At 56.8% G+C, this 17,283-nt stretch carries 20 protein-coding genes; 16 read left to right on the forward strand and 4 right to left on the reverse strand.

The features are described 5' to 3' along the window. Positions 1-676, forward strand: a 676-nt coding sequence (locus tag ACIQ0Q_RS03775; RefSeq protein ID WP_395771617.1) for an SDR family NAD(P)-dependent oxidoreductase, incomplete at its 5' end; no start/stop codon positions are given. Between the two features lie 111 nt (positions 677-787). On the opposite strand, the gene ACIQ0Q_RS03780 is transcribed toward ACIQ0Q_RS03775, so the two are convergent. Then, positions 788-1,357 (reverse strand): phasin family protein, encoded by a 570-nt coding sequence (locus ACIQ0Q_RS03780; RefSeq protein WP_395771618.1) that lies wholly within the window; start codon positions 1,355-1,357, stop codon positions 788-790. Between the two features lie 116 nt (positions 1,358-1,473). Then, positions 1,474-2,703 (reverse strand): patatin-like phospholipase family protein, encoded by a 1,230-nt coding sequence (locus ACIQ0Q_RS03785; protein WP_395771619.1) that lies wholly within the window; start codon positions 2,701-2,703, stop codon positions 1,474-1,476. 78 nt (positions 2,704-2,781) lie between these two features. Between ACIQ0Q_RS03785 and ACIQ0Q_RS03790 the strand changes: the two genes are divergently transcribed. Beyond that, positions 2,782-3,504 (forward strand): FFLEELY motif protein, encoded by a 723-nt coding sequence (locus ACIQ0Q_RS03790; protein WP_395771620.1) that lies wholly within the window; start codon positions 2,782-2,784, stop codon positions 3,502-3,504. Here the strand turns inward: ACIQ0Q_RS03790 and ACIQ0Q_RS03795 are convergent. Continuing rightward, positions 3,497-3,772, reverse strand: a complete 276-nt coding sequence (locus ACIQ0Q_RS03795; protein WP_395771621.1) for a polyhydroxyalkanoic acid system family protein — start codon at positions 3,770-3,772, stop codon at positions 3,497-3,499. The genes ACIQ0Q_RS03790 and ACIQ0Q_RS03795 overlap by 8 nt on opposite strands. Positions 3,773-3,864: 92 nt before the next feature. Between ACIQ0Q_RS03795 and ACIQ0Q_RS03800 the strand changes: the two genes are divergently transcribed. The 11 genes from ACIQ0Q_RS03800 (at position 3,865) to ACIQ0Q_RS03850 (ending at position 14,230) form a co-directional block, all read left to right on the forward strand. Continuing rightward, positions 3,865-4,671, forward strand: coding sequence for an FHA domain-containing protein (locus ACIQ0Q_RS03800; RefSeq protein WP_395771622.1), 807 nt, complete (start codon positions 3,865-3,867; stop codon positions 4,669-4,671). A gap of 80 nt (positions 4,672-4,751) precedes the next feature. Beyond that, positions 4,752-5,837, forward strand: coding sequence for a 3-phosphoserine/phosphohydroxythreonine transaminase (serC, locus tag ACIQ0Q_RS03805; RefSeq protein ID WP_395771623.1), 1,086 nt, complete (start codon positions 4,752-4,754; stop codon positions 5,835-5,837). Next, entirely contained in the window at positions 5,830-6,120 is a 291-nt protein-coding gene (locus ACIQ0Q_RS03810) for a hypothetical protein (protein ID WP_395771624.1), read from the forward strand. The genes serC and ACIQ0Q_RS03810 overlap by 8 nt, the downstream gene beginning before the upstream one ends. Then, complete coding sequence (aroA, locus tag ACIQ0Q_RS03815; RefSeq protein WP_395771625.1) at positions 6,117-7,415, forward strand: 3-phosphoshikimate 1-carboxyvinyltransferase; 1,299 nt, start codon at positions 6,117-6,119, stop codon at positions 7,413-7,415. The genes ACIQ0Q_RS03810 and aroA overlap by 4 nt, the downstream gene beginning before the upstream one ends. A 31-nt stretch (positions 7,416-7,446) precedes the next feature. Continuing rightward, positions 7,447-8,133 (forward strand): (d)CMP kinase, encoded by a 687-nt coding sequence (gene cmk / locus ACIQ0Q_RS03820; protein WP_395771656.1) that lies wholly within the window; start codon positions 7,447-7,449, stop codon positions 8,131-8,133. A 122-nt stretch (positions 8,134-8,255) separates the two neighbouring features. Beyond that, a complete protein-coding gene (rpsA, locus tag ACIQ0Q_RS03825) occupies positions 8,256-9,935 on the forward strand; it encodes a 30S ribosomal protein S1 (protein ID WP_395771626.1) in 1,680 nt (559 codons plus the stop codon). Positions 9,936-9,990: 55 nt separating this feature from the next. Continuing rightward, positions 9,991-10,293: an integration host factor subunit beta gene (locus tag ACIQ0Q_RS03830; RefSeq protein ID WP_395771627.1), complete on the forward strand. Its 303-nt coding sequence runs from the start codon at positions 9,991-9,993 to the stop codon at positions 10,291-10,293. 49 nt (positions 10,294-10,342) lie between these two features. Then, positions 10,343-10,597 carry a lipopolysaccharide assembly protein LapA domain-containing protein gene (locus ACIQ0Q_RS03835; protein WP_395771628.1) on the forward strand — a complete coding sequence of 85 codons (255 nt, stop codon included), beginning with the start codon at positions 10,343-10,345 and terminating at the stop codon, positions 10,595-10,597. Further along, entirely contained in the window at positions 10,588-11,766 is a 1,179-nt protein-coding gene (lapB, locus tag ACIQ0Q_RS03840; RefSeq protein ID WP_395771657.1) for a lipopolysaccharide assembly protein LapB, read from the forward strand. Before ACIQ0Q_RS03835 ends, lapB begins: the two co-directional genes overlap by 10 nt. A 13-nt stretch (positions 11,767-11,779) precedes the next feature. Continuing rightward, complete coding sequence (galU, locus tag ACIQ0Q_RS03845) at positions 11,780-12,661, forward strand: UTP--glucose-1-phosphate uridylyltransferase GalU (RefSeq protein ID WP_395771629.1); 882 nt, start codon at positions 11,780-11,782, stop codon at positions 12,659-12,661. 54 nt (positions 12,662-12,715) lie between these two features. After that, positions 12,716-14,230: a fumarate hydratase gene (locus ACIQ0Q_RS03850; protein ID WP_395771630.1), complete on the forward strand. Its 1,515-nt coding sequence runs from the start codon at positions 12,716-12,718 to the stop codon at positions 14,228-14,230. Here the strand turns inward: ACIQ0Q_RS03850 and ACIQ0Q_RS03855 are convergent, their stop codons facing one another. Then, entirely contained in the window at positions 14,231-14,839 is a 609-nt protein-coding gene (locus tag ACIQ0Q_RS03855; RefSeq protein ID WP_395771631.1) for an SOUL family heme-binding protein, read from the reverse strand. It abuts the gene before it with no gap. A gap of 97 nt (positions 14,840-14,936) precedes the next feature. Between ACIQ0Q_RS03855 and ACIQ0Q_RS03860 the strand changes: the two genes are divergently transcribed. Genes ACIQ0Q_RS03860 through ACIQ0Q_RS03870 form a run of 3 tightly spaced genes read left to right on the forward strand, consistent with a single transcriptional unit; the run spans position 14,937 to position 17,282 of the window. After that, positions 14,937-16,163, forward strand: a complete 1,227-nt coding sequence (locus ACIQ0Q_RS03860) for a pyridoxal phosphate-dependent aminotransferase (protein ID WP_395771632.1) — start codon at positions 14,937-14,939, stop codon at positions 16,161-16,163. Positions 16,164-16,176: 13 nt separating this feature from the next. Beyond that, positions 16,177-16,809: a glutathione S-transferase family protein gene (locus ACIQ0Q_RS03865; protein ID WP_395771633.1), complete on the forward strand. Its 633-nt coding sequence runs from the start codon at positions 16,177-16,179 to the stop codon at positions 16,807-16,809. Further along, positions 16,800-17,282 carry a hypothetical protein gene (locus ACIQ0Q_RS03870; RefSeq protein ID WP_395771634.1) on the forward strand — a complete coding sequence of 161 codons (483 nt, stop codon included), beginning with the start codon at positions 16,800-16,802 and terminating at the stop codon, positions 17,280-17,282. Before ACIQ0Q_RS03865 ends, ACIQ0Q_RS03870 begins: the two co-directional genes overlap by 10 nt. The last annotated feature ends 1 nt before the right edge of the window (position 17,283 follow it).

Raw genomic sequence — 17,283 nt, forward strand, 5'->3', positions numbered from 1 at the left:
GGATTCCTGCGACAGTCTGATTGAACAGGTGTCCAAGCAGCATGGCGGCGTGGATATCCTGATCAACAACGCTGGCCGGTCCATCCGCCGCTCTATTGAGCTCAGTTTCGACCGCTTCCACGATTTTGAGCGTACCATGCAGTTGAATTATTTCGGCTCACTGCGTCTGATCATGCAGTCGCTGCCGGGCATGATTGCCAAACGCCGCGGCCATATCATCAATATCTCATCCATCGGTGTTCTGGCCAGTTCGCCGCGATTCTCGGCCTACGTGGCTTCGAAAGCTGCTCTGGATGCATTTAGTCACTGCGCACAGGGTGAGCTGTCCGGAAAGGGCATCAGCTTCACCACGATCAATATGCCGCTGGTGAAAACACCGATGATCGCGCCGACCAAGATGTATGATTCGGTTCCCACGCTTAGTCCCGAGGAGGCCGCCGATCTTATCGTGAAGGCCATCATCGACAAGCCAAGCCGCGTCGCTACACGGCTCGGTGTATTCGCCGGCGTGGTGCATGCGGTATTCCCGAAAGCCTATGAAGTGGTGATGAGTACCGCTTTCGAACTGTTCCCGGACTCGGCTGCGGCCAAAGGCATGGCCGGCCGTGGCGATGCCGCTAACCCTACCAACGAGCAGATTGCGTTCGCATCGTTGATGCGCGGCGTTCACTGGTAACGGTCGACATTTACTGGAATAAAAAAGCACCGCAAGCGGTGCTTTTTTGTTTCATATCAATCTGGAGCTTGTACCGGAAGGACAGGCCGCAGTATCTGCCATATCTGAGACTTAGGCTTTCGGTGTGCGCGGCCTCGGTACTTTCGGCAGCACAGATTTTCCGGTCTTCTTGACGGCAGCAGCTTTCTTCATGGGTTTCTTAGCGGCTTTGTTTACAGGAGCGGCAGCTTTTTTGACAACCGGCACTTTACCGTTCTGCTTGCGCAGTTCGGCGGTCAGAGTTTCAACGCGTTTGTTCAGTCCAGCCAGATCTTCGCGGGTAGGGACGCCCAGACGAGTCAGAGCCCGATGGACGCGGTCTTCAAAGACTTTTTCCATGCGGTCCCAGGTATCGGTGGCTTTTTCGCGGACGTTTTCGACGCGGTCTTCAACGCTGGCTCGCACGACATCAACCCTGCCATTGGCCAGTTTACGGGTCTGTGCTTCAAGGCTCATACCTTTTTTGACCAGTGCATCGAACATATCGGTACCTTCGCCTTGGGCGCGGGCCAAAGCCCCGATGCCGGCAGCCCAGATCTGCTGTGCCGTACTGATCAGGTTGTGCGAAGTGGCTTCGGCACTTATGCCGGCCGGCTTGCGGCTAGCGGTTTTGGTGCGGGCGGCTTTTTTGAGCTTGGCCATGGGGTAACCTCAGTATTTGGGAATGGGGGTGACAAGCCGCTGTTCCGACTCGGTGGCTATTGTGGGGCGCTTGTCTAGAGCAAATACACCAGAATCAAGGGTTTCCGGTGATGACTTCAGCGGGTCTTGCGTTGCCGCAGTCCGTATTCGATATCGTCGAGGTTTTGCCAGAGTTGTGCGGTTGCCGCCGTCCGGCGGTACATCGGGGTAATGCCGTCGAGCAGGGTGATGTCTGGATTATCCAGTGCCGACATATTCAGAGTCAGGCCGTGCTTGGCCAGAAGCGGCGCTAATTGCGTGGCGCATGATTTTAGATCGCGCAGGGTGCTTTGGAACGCATGTTCGCACACACGATGCCGCGAGGAATAACTGAAAACATTGGTAAAGAACATCTCAGCATCATCTTCATTCGGTTCAAGGACCAGTTGGTCGGTTTCCGGATACTGACGGGCGTATTTCTCGAGACCGACCTGCATGCGGGATTGCAACAGAGTACGGAACGTCTGTGAAAGTACCATTGGTAGGCCGCCATCGGCGAGCTTGACCGTGGGTTCGCTTCCTTTGCGACGGTTCTTGGCATTGAAGGGTACAAACGGGTTGATGCCGATCATCAGATCAATGCCATGATCGAGCACGACCGATGCGTGCATGGTTCGCCGGAGTGCGCCATCCACAAAATGATGCCCTTTGATGTCGACCGGTGGATACAGGCCGGGCAGGGCTGCACTGGCCTGTACGGCCTGCGAAATCGGTACGGAGTTCCACTCCCTGCTGCCGAATCGTACGGCCTTGCCTTGGTCGAGATCGACGGCGACTACGTACAATGGCCGTTCCAGTTTGCGGAAGTCATTGCTGCGTCCGGGGCCGGTGAAAATATTTTTAAGGAATTTCTCAATCGGGGCATTATCAAAAAGGCCGGTCGGTACGGCTCCGGTGAAGCGCGAGGTCAGCTCGCCGAGTTGCGTGCCGCTCGGATCGGTTACCAGGGTCTTCCACCAATCGACGGCAAGACCTGGCAATGCCGAAATGCGTTTGCCGAATTCCATGAATGCCGGCTTGAGGAACATACGCGGGGAAAATTGGATTTCCGGGTGATCGTTGGTGATGAAGATTTGGCAGATTTCCGCGGTGCTGAGGCGATTCACCAGGCCGGCTGCCAGAAAGGCGCCGGAGCTGACGCCGACGTAGACATCGAGTCTGTTGAGGTCCAGGCCATCGATGGCTACCTCCAGGGCTCGCAGGGCGCCGAGTTCATACATTCCGCCGATAGGGCCGCCGCCGGCGATGGCAAGTCCGATTTTTCCTTGATGTTTTGCGATTTGGCTGGCGGCTTGTAATACGAGCATGAAATGGCCGTGATTTGACGGTGGATTTCATTGTAAGGCTAAAATAGCTCGAGTCCAATCACCGAGGGCTTACCGCCTATGGCAGTCAATGATCTGCAAAGCCGTCTTGCGCGGCGCCTGCGATGGCAGAAACAGGCGCATCTATTGGAAAAACAGGATGTTGTACTCGCGAAGTGGCTGCCGGCATTGCGTGCATGGCAGGCCCAGCGCTTGGCGGCCAGTTTCGACCACTTCATGGATGATCCGCGTAAACAAGCGGCGGCGGCTTTCTTCCTCTCCGATCTTTACGGCGATGCTGATTTTATGAAACGTGACGAGGAGGCAGCAAAAATACTGCCGAAAATGTCACGGCTGCTTCCCGAAAGCCTATTGACGGCGGCCGTGGATGCCATTGAACTGTCGGTTCTCAGCCACGCCATCGATATGCGCATGGCCAGAGAGCTTGATAAAACAGGCAGAAAGCCCGCATCTCTGGACGCCGAGCTTTACCAAAGGGTTTACTGCAGCGTCGGTCTGCGCCGTTTGCGCCGGCGCCAGATCGATCTGGTCATGGATGTCGGTGTACGCCTGGACGCCGTCGTACAGAAGCACGGCATTGCCAAACTGTTATCGGCCTCGCGAGTTCCGGCACGCATGCTTGGTCTGCAGCATCTGCAGAGTTTCCTCGAGCGGGGTTTTGGTGCATTCAACCATCTCGGCGGGGCTGATGAATTCCTGGATGAAATCCATCGGCAGGAAACCTGCATCGCAGATCGTCTTGCGGCTGGCAATGCAAATCCGTTCATTCCCCCATTTAGCTGAACTCTTGATCCAGGTAGCGTTCGATTTCGGTTTCGATAGGGCCTTTTAGAGCCGACAGAAAAAAGCCGAGATCAGCAAAGACATGAATGGATTTCGGATTCACTTTGATATGACCATCAACGCCAGAGCGGCTGAAATTTAACATATTGTCGTCCCACTCACACTCAACATCAAATTTTTCAACGATGTGATCGGCGACTTTCTGGACCTTTTTCTTGGCATTGGCGATTTCCAGAGCGTGCGTACGTTTAATATTGATCGCGGCCATGGCGCATCCGTTGACTGGCGGAGCTTAGAAAATACAATGAAATTCTCGGTTTGTCAGGCCAGATATGGTAAATTTTCAAAAAAGGCGTTTCTATGCATTGGCTACTTCATATCCCCGGACAAGCCGCCGCCGCCATCGGTGAGTCACCGCTTCGCATCGGATCCGACCCCGGTTCCGAGATCTGCCTGGCTCGCCACGGTTTGGCGCCGCTACATGCCCGACTCACCCCCGGCGCCGCCGGCCTGTTGTGGCTTGAGCCTGCAGCCGATGAGACTGCTGCGGTCGTGCACGTCAATGGCCGTCGCATTGTGCGTGCGGCTCTGTTGACTCCGGGAGACGAGCTGCATTTGGGAAGCTGCGCCTTGCGGCTCAGCTCTGCACGCAAGCCGGACGCCGCCCGCCGGCCCACTGCCCAGCCGATCAATTTCTCCGGGCGGGTACTGCTGCGTGCGCTAACCGGTGCCGATACCGGGCGCGCCCATGTTTTGGTCAACAGTCTGTGCATCGGGCGCTCGGATCTGTCCGAAGTCCGTATTGACGATACCGCCCTGGCAGAGCGTCAAATCCTGCTGCAGCGCCAGGGGAATGCCATTCTGGTGAAGAATCTGAGTCCTGTCTTAGAGATGCGCGTTGATGGATGGGTATGCGAGGAGGCTGTTCTACATCCGGGATCGCAAATCAGCATCGAGCAGCACCGCTTCCGGTTCGAAGCGCCCAGTGCTGAGACCGCACCAATGGTAGAGCCGGAAATAGCCGAGCCGATTCACCCCGCCAGTGCCAATGCCGCAGCTCCGACTGATCCGGCAAGTGGCATATTCAGCAGGGCACAATGGATCCTGTTGGCCGTGGCCATTGCCATCTCTGGCTTTTTCATCGTTCTCCTCAGTTATTCCCGCTAATCACGAGAAGATAATCACAATAGGTTTTGCTGATTAATCCCTGCATGCTAGGCTAGAACGCATATTTCAAGGAGTTTTTTATGTCACGTGCGTTCAATTTCAGTGCCGGTCCGGCCACTTTGCCGGAATCCGTTCTGCTTCAGGTCCAGGAGGAGCTCTTGGAATGGCAGGGTGAGCGCGCCTCGGTGATGGAAGTCAGTCATCGTGGAAAGGCTTTCATTGATTGCGCCGCCCAAACCGAGGCCGATCTTCGCAATCTGCTCGGCGTCAATGACGATTATGTTGTTTTGTTCCTGCAAGGCGGCGCTACCACGGTATCTGCGCTTTTGCCGATGAATCTGGCGCGTGCTGACCAGGCCGGCGAATATCTGCTGACTGGTCATTGGGGTGAAAAAGCACTTGAAAACGCCAAGGCATCCTTGCGCACGCATGTGGTTGCCAGCGATAAAGCCAATGCCTACAGGAACATTCCCGAGCTCTCCACCTGGCAACGCGCCGGCAATGCCGCGTATCTCCATTACACCTCGAACGAAACCATTCATGGCGTGGAATTCGCGAATATTCCGGAAGCCGGCGATGTTCCGCTGGTCGCGGATTTTTCCTCCAACTTTCTGGCCCGCCCGGTTGATGTCAACCGTTTCGGCATGATTTATGCCGGCGCCCAGAAGAATATCGGCCCGGCCGGCATCACCATCGCCGTCATCCGGAAGGAACTGCTTGGCCGCCATGAGCGCAATCTGCCCCCGATTTTCGAATGGCAGAACCAGGCTAAGAATGATTCCATGTTCAATACGCCGCCGACATTTCCTTGGTATGTGGTCGGCTTGGTGCTCAAGTGGATGATTGCCGAAGGCGGCACAGAGGTTTTCGCCCGCCGCAATGCCGACAAGGCCGGATTGCTGTACCGGACCATCGATGGATCCGGCGGCTTCTACCGCAATGAGGTTGCTGTGGCCGCGCGATCGACCATGAATGTGCCTTTCATGCTCAAGGACGAGGCGCTCGACAAGGCTTTCCTTGCCGAATCGGAAGCGACCGGTTTGATGGGCCTAAAAGGCCATCGAGCGCTCGGTGGCATGCGTGCCTCTATCTACAATGCCATGCCCTTGTCCGGAGTCCAAGCTTTGGCTGATTTTATGCGTGATTTCGCGGTGCGCCATGGCTGAATTCGGTGGATATGTCTCCGAGCGGGGGGGGTGCAGCACCCCCGTGAGCACTTGGCTGGCTGAGGCATTTCGATCCATCGGATCCCAGGTTTTACCGCCACAGACTGTTTTATTGGTGCATTTCAGGCCGGAGACAATCGCCATCGAACAGGCCTTGTTCGAACGCGGCGTGATCGCATGGCCAATGCCCGGCCATGGGCTGGGAGAGTGCCTGAGGATAACTGGTGAGACGCATCCTGAAAACCAAGGCATGCACGCCAATCTGAAGGTCATTCAGCCATGAGTTTGGCCTGGAAGGCAGCGCGTTCATCTGGTCTGCATGGACTGTTGCGTGTGCCGGGTGACAAGTCCATCTCGCACCGCGCCATCATTTTCGGGGCATTGGCCGAGGGCCAGACGCATGTCAGCGGTTTTCTGGAGGGTGAGGATACCCGTGCCACGACGCGAATATTCAGCCAGTTGGGCGTGCATATCGAAACGCCGGGTGCTGAATCTCGTGTCATTCATGGGGTCGGCTTGCACGGTCTGCAAGGCAGTGCCCAATCCTTGGATTGCGGCAACGCCGGCACCAGCATGCGCCTTTTGACTGGATTGCTTTGTGCACAGGCGTTCGACAGTGTGCTGGTTGGCGATGCCTCACTTTCGCAACGTCCGATGGCGCGTGTCATCAATAAACTGGACGTGATGGGTGCTCGGATTTCCGCGCGTGATGGCAATTTTGCGCCGCTACATGTCCATGGCGGCCAGCGTCTGCAGCCGGTTGAAATCGATACCAGCGTCGCCAGTGCCCAGGTCAAATCCGCACTCCTGCTCGCCGCCATGTATGCCGAGGGGGAGTCAGTCATCACCGAGCCCCGGCCGACCCGCGATTACACCGAGGCGATGTTGCAAGCTCTGGGTTGGCCGATAAGCTACAGTCCAGGTCGCATCCGCATCCGTGGCGGGGGTCGCCTGCAGGGTGGTGAAATCCGGATACCCGGTGACATTTCCTCTGCGGCTTTCCTCATCACCGCGGCGCTTCTGGTTCCAGGTTCCGATATCACCCTGGAAAATATAGGCATCAATCCGCGACGAACCGGCATACTGAAGGCCCTGCGCTTGATGGGTGGGCGGATCGAGATATTTAATGAAAGCGAGCAGGGCGGTGAGCCGGTAGCCGATCTTCGTGTCCTACATTCGGCACTGAAAGCGATTGATTTGCCCGAAAGTCTGGTTCCGGACATGATCGACGAGTGCCCGATATTCTTCGTCGCCGCCGCCTTGTCCGAAGGCACCAGCCACGCCTCCGGCTTGGCCGAGTTGCGGATCAAGGAGTCTGACCGTATTGCCAGCATGGTGGCTGGCCTGCGCGCCATGGGTGCTTCGGTCACAGAAACAGCGGACACTGTGACCATCACAGGCGGGCGCCTTCATGGTGCCGATATTCAGAGCCGCCACGACCACCGGATTGCCATGAGTTTTGCGGTCGCGGCACAATGCGCATCCGGTCAAACTCTGATCCATGATTGCGAGAATGTGGCTACTTCCTTCCCCGGATTCGTCGATTTGGCGCGTTCAGCGGGTATGATTCTTGAATGACGGCTTTATCGTCCAGCCTTCCGGAGAGTCCATGCCGCACAATTCAGTCCCCGTGGTGACCATCGACGGCCCGGCCGGAGCCGGTAAGGGCACAGTCAGCCGCTTGGTGGCGCAGTCCCTGGGGTGGGCCTATTTGGATTCGGGTGCCCTCTACCGGGCGGTCGGTATCGCCGCAGCTTGGGAAGGCATCGGCCTGGATGAGCCAGAACAATTGGCGGCTTGCGCAGTTCGAACAGACATTAAGTTTGTTACTCAAACTACTGAAGAGCCTAAAATTATTGTCAATGGCAAAGAAGCAACGGACGATATCCGTTCGGAATTGGCCGGGTCCATGGCCTCGGCGCTGGCGGCCCAACCCGAGGTCCGCGCAGCCTTGGTCCTGCTGCAGCGAAGCTTTCGGGTTCCGCCGGGCCTGGTTGCTGATGGCCGCGATATGGGTACGGTCATCTTTCCCGATGCCCCGTACAAGTTCTTTTTGACCGCCAGCCCTATGGAGCGTGCCCAGAGGCGGTATAAGCAGTTGATGGAAAAAGGAGTTTCTGTTAAACTTGGCGACCTATTGCACGAAATCGTGGCCCGTGATGAACGTGATGCGAACCGAGCGGTGGCGCCGCTGAAGCCGGCCGATGATGCCATTATCATCGACTCGACCTCCATGCCCATTGCTTCGGTCATCGATCAGATCCTTTGCGTTCTGCCGTCACATTACCGCTCGTAGGCGGGTTTCCCGATGCCGCAATAGGATTGGCCTCTGTCTCGGCAGGGATTTTCAACGTGCATCCGCACACAACAGGTGGGTTGTCTTTTCCGGCAACCTGTTCATCAACTCGAGAGTTAATCATGACCGAATCATTTGCAGAACTGTTTGAGCAAAGCCAAACATCCCTTAATAATCTGAAATCCGGCGCCATCGTCACCGGCACCGTGGAAGAGATCCGTGCCGACGTCGTCGTCGTCAACGTCGGCCTGAAGTCGGAAGGTGTCATCGACATCAATCAGTTCCGCAACGAGCAGGGCGAAATCGAAGTTGCCGTGGGCGACATCGTCAAGGTCGCGCTGGAAGCCGTCGAGAACGGTTTCGGCGAAACCATCCTTTCCCGTGACAAGGCGAAAAAAGCGCTGGTCTGGGACGAATTGGAAACCGTGATGGACGCTGGTGAAATCGTCACCGGCCGCATCAGCGGTAAGGTCAAGGGCGGCTTTACGGTCGATATCCGCGAAGTGCGCGCCTTCCTGCCGGGCTCTCTGGTGGATGTGCGCCCCGTGCGCGATCCGGGCTACCTGGAAGGCAAGGAACTGGAATTCAAAATCATCAAGCTCGACCGCAAGCGCAATAACGTCGTTGTTTCGCGCCGTGCCGTGGTTGAAACCGAAAACAGCGCCGAACGCGAGCAGATGCTGGAACGCCTCACCGAGGGCACCATCGTCACTGGCGTAGTCAAGAACCTCACCGATTACGGCGCATTCGTCGATCTTGGCGGCGTCGACGGCCTGTTGCATATCACCGACATGGCCTGGAAACGCGTCCGTCATCCTTCCGAAGTGGTCAATGTCGGCGACGAACTGCAGGTCCGCGTGCTGAAATACGATCGTGAGCGCAACCGTGTTTCGCTGGGTCTCAAGCAGCTGGGCGAAGATCCATGGGAAAACATCGCGCGCCGCTATCCGGCCAATACCCGCGCATTCGGCAAGGTTTCCAATGTCACCGATTACGGCGCGTTCGTCGAAATTGAACCGGGCGTGGAAGGTCTTGTGCACGTGTCCGAGATGGATTGGACCAACAAGAATGTCAACCCGAGCAAAGTCGTCCAGCTGGGCGATGATGTCGAAGTCATGGTGCTCGATGTCGATGCCGAGCGCCGACGCATTTCGCTTGGCATCAAGCAGTGCGTGTCGAATCCGTGGGAAGCTTTCGCCGCCATCTTCAAGAAAGGCGACAAGGTTTCCGGCCAGATCAAATCGATTACCGATTTCGGTGTGTTCATCGGTCTGGATGGCGGTATCGACGGTCTGATCCATCTGTCTGACATTTCCTGGAGCTCGACCGGCGAAGAGGCCGTACGTGAACTCAAGAAGGGCGACACCCTGGAGGCCGTCGTTCTGGCGGTTGACCCGGAGCGTGAGCGTATCTCCCTGGGCGTTAAACAGCTGGAACAGGATCCGATGGGCCAGTTCACCGCGAACACCCAGAAAGGCGCCATCGTCAAGGGCACTGTCAAGGAAGTCGATGCCAAAGGTGCCGTGATCGAACTCGAAGGCGGCCTGGAAGGCTACGTCAAAGCCAACGACATCGCCAAAGAGCGTATCGAAGATGCCAGCCAGCATCTGAAAGTGGGCGATGTGATCGAAGCCAAATACATCGGCAACGACCGCAAAGGCCGCGTGATGCAGCTGTCGATCCGCGCCAAAGACGAAGCCGAAATCCAGGAAAGTCTGGCCGAGGTGAACAAGGCCGATGCTTCCAGCGGTACTACCAAACTGGGCGCGCTGCTGCGCGAACAGATGGGTAAAGGCGAGTAATTAAGCACATCCGGTCCGGCATGCCGCCGGACCGGAATTTATCGGGTATCCAAACATGACCAAGTCCGAGCTCATTGAATTCCTGTCAAAGCAGCAACCGCATCTCAAAGCGGACGATGTCGACCTTGCGGTCAAGACCGTTCTGGAAATGATGAGTTCCTCGCTATCCGAGGGTAAACGCATCGAAATCCGCGGCTTCGGGAGCTTTTCGCTGCATTATCGTCCGGCCCGCACCGGCCGAAACCCCAAGACCGGTGAGGCGGTCGAACTCAATGGCAAACACGTGCCACATTTCAAGCCCGGCAAGGAACTTCGCGACCGCGTCAACAACGTTACTGAAATCCAGCCGCATACTTAATTCCGTAGGTCTTATCGGTTAAGCTGTAGGAATCGAAACGGAGACGGATATGCGAGCGCTCAAAGCCATCATCGCCCTGTTATTCGTGCTAGCGGGCATTTCGCTTGGCGCACTCAACCAACAGACCATATCCATCGATCTCTTCTTCGTGCGGTATCAGGCCCATCTCGGCCTGGCGCTTCTGCTATGCGTACTCGCCGGCGCGGTCATCGGCGGGGCTTTGGCCAGTATCAGTCTGTTGACCGACAAGGCTGCAGTGCCGAAATCCGCCAAAACGATTCCAGAAAGCGGTAAATCCGCATGATGACCCATGTTGCCTGGCTGTTGCTCATTCCGGCGGCAATCGCCATCGGATGGCTGCTCGGCCGGCGTGGCGGAGAAATCAAAGGCGGCGCCAAGATTTCACGTCTGTCCAATACCTATTTCCGTGGCCTCAATTATCTACTCAACGAACAGCAGGACAAGGCCCTCGAGATCTTTCTGCAAATCGCTGAAGTTGACAAGGAAACCGTCGAAACCCAGTTTGCACTCGGACACCTGTTCCGGCGTCGCGGCGAAGTTGATCGCGCCATCCGTTTGCACCAGAATCTGGTGGCTCGAACTGGATTGAGCGAGGAACAAAAAACCCGAGCGGTACTGGAACTGGGCGAGGATTACATGCGCGCCGGCTTGCTGGATCGTGCCGAAACCTTGTTCAACGATCTGGTGCAGATGGGTGTACATGCCCCCAAGGCCCTGCAACAGCTCATCTCAATTTACCAGTCTGAACGGGATTGGCAGCAGGCGATCACCTATGCCCTGAAATATGAGCAGATCACCGGTGAGGTCATGGGCGAAAGCATCGCTCATTACTACTGTGAGTTGGCTGAGAAACATGTCCATGATGGGAATCTTGCCGCCGCGCGTGACCGCATCGCCGCTGCCTATTCCTCGGATTCCCAGTGTGTCCGTGCCGGCATGATTGAAGGCCGGTTGGATCTTCTGGAAAACAACGACGCCGCTGCCATCCGTGCTTTTGAGCGCGTGGCCCGGCATGATGTCGACTATCTCCCTGAAGTGCTGCCCCAGTTGATGGAATGTTATGAACGCCGAAACGAGCTGATGCGAGCACGCGGTTTTCTACAGGAAGTTATCGAGCAGTATGCCGGCGTAACGCCCTTGCTGGCACTGACCGATCTCATTGAGCGTGACGAAGGCGCCATGGCGGCACAGGAATTCCTGGCCAAACAACTCTTGCAACAGCCGTCCGTGCGTGGTGAAGCAGCCTTGCTCGAGAAAGCCGTCGCCAATCCGGGCGATGAGCCGGTCGAAACCCTGAAAACACTCAAGCAGATCACCGACCAATTGTTGGTCCGTTCCGCAAACTACCGTTGCGTCAATTGTGGATTCGGGGCGCGGGCGCACCATTGGCAGTGTCCGAGCTGCAAGCATTGGGGCAGTGTGAAGCCGCTGCTCAACCTATTGGGATCATGAACAAGGACGATTGATGGCATTCCAAGTAAAAAAAGCGGTATTCCCGGTGGCCGGCCTCGGTACCCGGTTCCTGCCCGCGACCAAGACGGTCCCCAAGGAAATGCTGCCCGTGGTCGACAAGCCGCTGATCCAGTATGCGGTTGACGAAGCCATTGAGGCTGGCATCGACACCCTGGTGTTCGTCACCAACCGTTACAAACATGCCGTTGCCGATTACTTCGACAAAGCCTATGAACTCGAGCAGAAGTTGGAAAAGGCCGGAAAGTCCGAGCTGTTGGCGATGATCCGCGACGTTTTACCGCGCCACGTCCGTTGTGTGTTCGTGACCCAGACCGAAGCGCTAGGGCTTGGCCATGCCGTGCTTTGCGCCAGGCCGGTGATCGGCAACGAGCCTTTCGCCGTCTTGCTTCCCGATGATCTGATCTGGAACAAGGGTAAGGGTGCTCTGGCACAGATGGTCGATCTGGCTGGCAAGCAAAATTCCAGCGTCATCTCTGTCCAGCAGGTGCCGCTAGAACTGACATCCAGCTACGGCATCGTCGCTGCGCCGAATTTCACCGGGCGTTTCGGTACTATCGAGAAGATTGTCGAGAAGCCGAAGCCGGAAGTGGCACCGAGCAATCTGGCCGTGGTCGGCCGCTATGTGCTGAGCGGCGAGATCTTCCCGATTCTGGAAAAAACACGCAGCGGCGCTGGCGGCGAGATCCAGCTGACTGATGCCATTGCCGAGCTTCTCAAGCTGGACCGGGTCCTGGCTTACCAATTCGAGGGGCGCCGTTTTGACTGCGGCACCCGCATTGGCCTGATTGAAGCCACCATCCAATATGCACTCGATCATGAGGATCTCGCAGACGATGCCAGGGCCTATATGCAGGCGGCGCTTGCGGCGAAATAATCCGGCATCATTCCTGCCGCTGCGGTTTATAATAATGGCCTGAGGAGAACCGTCATGGCCGTCATCAAGCAATCCGATTTCATCGAAAGCATCGCCGATGCCCTGCAGTACATTTCCTATTACCATCCGGTCGATTACATCACCAATCTGGCCGCGGCTTATGAGCGTGAACAATCACCGGCCGCCAAGGATGCGATGGCGCAGATCCTGATCAACTCCCGGATGAGTGCCGAGGGCCATCGTCCGCTCTGCCAGGACACCGGAATTGTCACCGTTTTTCTGGAAATCGGCATGGATGTGCGCTGGGACGCGGTGCTTTCGGTCGAGGACATGGTCAATGAAGGTGTGCGCCGCGCATACAGCCATCCGGACAACAAGCTGAGGGCTTCAGTGCTGGCCGATCCGGCAGGAAGACGAGCCAATACCAAAGACAATACGCCGGCCGTGGTCAACATGAAAGTGGTTTCTGGTGATACAGTCGATGTCATCGTTGCGGCCAAAGGCGGTGGCTCGGAGGCCAAGTCGAAATTCGCCATGCTCAATCCGTCCGACTCCATCGTGGATTGGGTCATCAAAACGGTCCCGACCATGGGGGCCGGCTGGTGCCCACCGGGCATGCTCGGTATCGGCATCGGTGGAACGGCCGAGAAAGCCATGCTGCTGGCCAAAGAGGCCCTGATGGAACCGATCGACATCAATGACCTGAAGGCCCGTGGCCCAAACAGCCGTGCCGAAGAACTGCGTCTGGAGCTGTTCGAGAAAGTCAATGCGCTTGGCATCGGGGCCCAGGGGCTGGGCGGCTTGACCACGGTGCTGGACGTCAAAGTCAAGGATTTCCCGACGCACGCCGCTAATCTTCCGGTGGCCTTGATTCCCAATTGTGCCGCCACGCGCCATGCGCACTTCACCCTTGATGGTAGTGGCCCGGTCAGTTTGACGCCGCCCTCCTTGGTCGATTGGCCGAAGCTGGCTTTGGATTTCAAACAATCACGGCCGGTTAACCTCGATACGTTGACCCCGGTTGAAACCGCGACCTGGAAGCCCGGTGAAACCCTGCTGCTCAGCGGCAAGATGTATACCGGCCGTGATGCCGCGCACAAACGTATGGTGGAGATGCTCAACCGAGGCGAAAAACTACCGGTCGATTTCACCGGCAAGATGATCTACTACGTCGGCCCGGTCGATCCGGTGCGCGATGAAGTGGTAGGTCCGGCCGGCCCGACCACGGCCACCCGAATGGATAAATTCACCGAGCAGGTACTGGCGCAGACCGGGCTGATCGGCATGATTGGCAAATCCGAACGCGGCCCGGCGGCCATCGAGGCCATTAAGAAGCACAAATCGGTATATCTGATGGCGGTCGGCGGCGCCGCTTACTTGGTATCCAAAGCGATCAAGGCCGCTAGAGTGGTGGGTTTCGAGGATCTGGGTATGGAGGCGATTTACGAATTCACCGTGAAGGACATGCCGGTCACCGTTGCCGTGGACAGCACCGGCGAATCGGTGCATAAGACCGGTCCGAAACTGTGGCAGGCCCGTATCGGCAAGATCCCCGTCGTTCTGGAATAATCAGCGCAACTCGATCATGACTTCATTGCGGCGCATGAACCCTGGCATGAAGGGCGGGTCGTAACGGGCCGTCCACGGACTTCCTATACTTTTCAGGCCATTTTTTTTCACGGCGGCCAGAAGCTTCGACTCATGTTGGGTAAAACTGGTTTCGGTCCAGCGCCCCGAGAACCGGATGGCCATTACCTTGCGGGCGGGAACCGTTTTGAAATAGACCTCAGGGTCATTCGGTACCGGAAGTGTTTCCAGGGTATAGCTTTTGGGCATCACGAATGAGACTAACCAAACCCCATCCGACGTACGGACCTGGTTGACCGGTGCGGTCATCTCGATTTTTTCGCTTTTGGCCTGGCTCACCGGCGCAGTCATAGCCAGTGACTGTTTCGAGCGGTTGCCGCCGAAGATATAACCGCCGAGCCGCTTGAAAGCCAGGTTACCGGCCTGGTCGGCATTAGCGGCGGCAACTTCGGTTTCGGCGATGATGTAGCCGTCGTATTGGCGCATCTCGATGTCGTCACCGTAGTCTTTCAAAACGGTGTATTTGGGCTGTTCGATGGCCATGAGACTGCTGCTCCATAAGAGAAGGCCCAAGAGTGCGAATTTCGACATGCATTGCTCCTTAAATTTCCTACTAATGTAGCTCAGGAGCCGTGATGATAGTGTATGCCTTGCGGTATCATTGATGGGTGTTTACGGCGAGTTCACCATGAAAAAACTGAAGAAATCCCGAAAGCTCGATGATGTTTGCTACGAAATCCGTGGGCCAGCCTTGGAACGGGCCAAACAGCTCGAAGACGAGGGTCACAGAATCATCAAGCTCAATATCGGAAATCTGGCGGTGTTCGGTTTCAATCCACCGGATGACATCGTCCGCGATGTCATCAGCAATCTGAACCGGGCCGGCGGTTACAGTGATTCCAAAGGTGTCTATTCCGCACGTAAAGCGGTCATGAACTATGCCCAGGAGAGAGGCATCCGTACTGTCGGCTTGGAAGATATCTATATCGGTAACGGGGTTTCCGAACTGATCCTGCTCGCCATGAATGCCCTGCTGAATGACGGCGATGAAGTGCTGGTACCGGCACCGGATTATCCCCTATGGACGGCGGCGGTATCGCTTTCCGGCGGAAAGCCGGTTCACTACCTCTGCGACGAAGACGCCGGCTGGCAACCGGATTTGGCCGATCTGCGCAGCCGTATTACCCCGAATACCAAGGCTCTGGTGGTCATCAACCCGAACAACCCAACCGGTGCCGTATATCCTAAACCGATGCTGGAGGCCCTCCTGCAGATCGCCCGGGAAAACCAACTGCTGGTGTTCGCTGATGAAATCTACGACAAGACCCTGTATGACGACGAAACCCACATTGCCATGGCTTCCCTGGCCGAGGATGTATTCTGCATCAGTTTCGGCGGGCTTTCCAAAAATTACCGGGCCTGCGGTTACCGCGCCGGCTGGATGATTCTCAGCGGCGAGCGTGAGCACGCCACGGACTACGTCGACGGGCTGAATATCGTCACCTCCATGCGGCTGTGTGCCAACGTGCCGGCGCAGTACGCCATCCAGACCGCTCTTGGCGGAACACAAAGTATCAATCAGCTAGTGGCTGCGGATGGAAGGCTGACGCGTCAGCGCAATCTGGCCTGGCAGCGTTTGACCGCTATCCCCGGGGTGAGCTGCGTTAAGCCCAAAGGCGCGCTGTATCTGTTCCCGAAATTGGACCCGGCGGTCTATCCCATAGCCGATGACCAGAAGTTCATCACCGAACTGCTGGAGCAGGAAAAAGTGCTGCTGGTGCAGGGCACCGGTTTCAACTGGCCCAAGCACGACCACGTGCGGCTGGTGTTTCTTCCCAGTACCGATGAAATGACCGAGGCGCTCGACCGCATCGAACGCTTCCTTGCCGATTACCGTGCCCGCCACGGCACCTGACCAGGACAATAGCATGTACACACTTTATTACGCCCCCGGTGCCGCCAGCTTGGTGGTGCATTGGTTGTTGATCGATCTGGGTCTGCCGCATGATCTGGTCAAACTCGACATCGCTGCACGCGAGCACAAAACGCCGGAGTATCTCGCGCTGAACCCGAGCGGTGTGGTACCGACTTTGCTGATTGAGGGTAAACCGATGTGCGAGGCCGCCGCCATGGCAGTATTGCTGGCCGAGGCAAAGCCGGAATCAGGCCTGATTCCACCTCCGGGAAACGCTAAGCGCGGCGAACTCCTGCAATGGATGTTCTACCTGGCCAATACCCTTCAGCCGTCATTCCGGCTCTGGTGGTATCCGAGCGAAGCCGCCGGTGAAGCACATGCCGAGGCCGGCAAAGCCACTGCCGAGGCCCGTATTCATGACGTCTTTGCCAATCTCGATGCGCATCTGGCCAAGACCGGCCCGTATCTGCTCGGCGAGTGCGCGTCCGTGGCCGATTTCATGCTCGTGATGCTCATGCGCTGGTCGCGCAACATGCCGAAAACGGCACTGGACTATCCGGCGCTTGCCAAGCTGGCCACGCTGATGAAAGCCCGCCCGAGCTGGAAGGCGCTGTATGAATCCGAAGGACTGACGGAATGGGCCTGAAGGCGAACCCGGCCAACTGGCAAGGCTGGCGCGATTTCGCGCCGCTTTACATGCTGGTCAATCTGCCCTTGATCCTTGTGGCGGCCGCGTTGCTGGCCTATCTGCCGCCCGAGAAACCGGTTTCGTTTGCCAATGTTTCGCGCGAAACCGTGTTCATGCTTTATATCAGCGGCGCTATGCTCAGCACCCTGGCTTCATTTCCCTGGCAGTGGCGCTTTCTGCGCCGATGCATCTCTCTGTCTGAGGAGTTCGGCCGGTTTGACCTTCCCGTATTCACGCTTGGATTTTATTGGCGCAACCTTCTGGTTTCCATCATTACTGCTGCTGTCATGGCAGTTCCTTTGTTCTATCTCATCTTTTTTTTAGTCGGCTTCCCGCTAATGATGATGCTGGTACCGGTCCACCTGTTTTCCGGTTTCATGATCGCACTGTTGGCAGCAAAGTTTTTTTCTACCTCGCCGAAAGCTCGCTGAT

Source organism: Arenimonas sp. (genome assembly GCF_044348765.1).
In the GTDB taxonomy this organism is placed as follows: Bacteria; Pseudomonadota; Gammaproteobacteria; order Xanthomonadales; family Xanthomonadaceae; genus Arenimonas.

Coding starts and splice junctions, on each gene's coding strand:
- ACIQ0Q_RS03780 (WP_395771618.1), bottom strand. CDS start 1,357: ATGGCCAAGCTCAAAAAAGCCGCCCGCACCAAAACCGCTAGCCGCAAG.
- ACIQ0Q_RS03785 (WP_395771619.1), bottom strand. CDS start 2,703: ATGCTCGTATTACAAGCCGCCAGCCAAATCGCAAAACATCAAGGAAAA.
- ACIQ0Q_RS03790 (WP_395771620.1), top strand. CDS start 2,782: ATGGCAGTCAATGATCTGCAAAGCCGTCTTGCGCGGCGCCTGCGATGG.
- ACIQ0Q_RS03795 (WP_395771621.1), bottom strand. CDS start 3,772: ATGGCCGCGATCAATATTAAACGTACGCACGCTCTGGAAATCGCCAAT.
- ACIQ0Q_RS03800 (WP_395771622.1), top strand. CDS start 3,865: ATGCATTGGCTACTTCATATCCCCGGACAAGCCGCCGCCGCCATCGGT.
- serC (WP_395771623.1), top strand. CDS start 4,752: ATGTCACGTGCGTTCAATTTCAGTGCCGGTCCGGCCACTTTGCCGGAA.
- ACIQ0Q_RS03810 (WP_395771624.1), top strand. CDS start 5,830: ATGGCTGAATTCGGTGGATATGTCTCCGAGCGGGGGGGGTGCAGCACC.
- aroA (WP_395771625.1), top strand. CDS start 6,117: ATGAGTTTGGCCTGGAAGGCAGCGCGTTCATCTGGTCTGCATGGACTG.
- cmk (WP_395771656.1), top strand. CDS start 7,447: ATGCCGCACAATTCAGTCCCCGTGGTGACCATCGACGGCCCGGCCGGA.
- rpsA (WP_395771626.1), top strand. CDS start 8,256: ATGACCGAATCATTTGCAGAACTGTTTGAGCAAAGCCAAACATCCCTT.
- ACIQ0Q_RS03830 (WP_395771627.1), top strand. CDS start 9,991: ATGACCAAGTCCGAGCTCATTGAATTCCTGTCAAAGCAGCAACCGCAT.
- ACIQ0Q_RS03835 (WP_395771628.1), top strand. CDS start 10,343: ATGCGAGCGCTCAAAGCCATCATCGCCCTGTTATTCGTGCTAGCGGGC.
- galU (WP_395771629.1), top strand. CDS start 11,780: ATGGCATTCCAAGTAAAAAAAGCGGTATTCCCGGTGGCCGGCCTCGGT.
- ACIQ0Q_RS03850 (WP_395771630.1), top strand. CDS start 12,716: ATGGCCGTCATCAAGCAATCCGATTTCATCGAAAGCATCGCCGATGCC.
- ACIQ0Q_RS03855 (WP_395771631.1), bottom strand. CDS start 14,839: ATGTCGAAATTCGCACTCTTGGGCCTTCTCTTATGGAGCAGCAGTCTC.
- ACIQ0Q_RS03860 (WP_395771632.1), top strand. CDS start 14,937: ATGAAAAAACTGAAGAAATCCCGAAAGCTCGATGATGTTTGCTACGAA.
- ACIQ0Q_RS03865 (WP_395771633.1), top strand. CDS start 16,177: ATGTACACACTTTATTACGCCCCCGGTGCCGCCAGCTTGGTGGTGCAT.
- ACIQ0Q_RS03870 (WP_395771634.1), top strand. CDS start 16,800: ATGGGCCTGAAGGCGAACCCGGCCAACTGGCAAGGCTGGCGCGATTTC.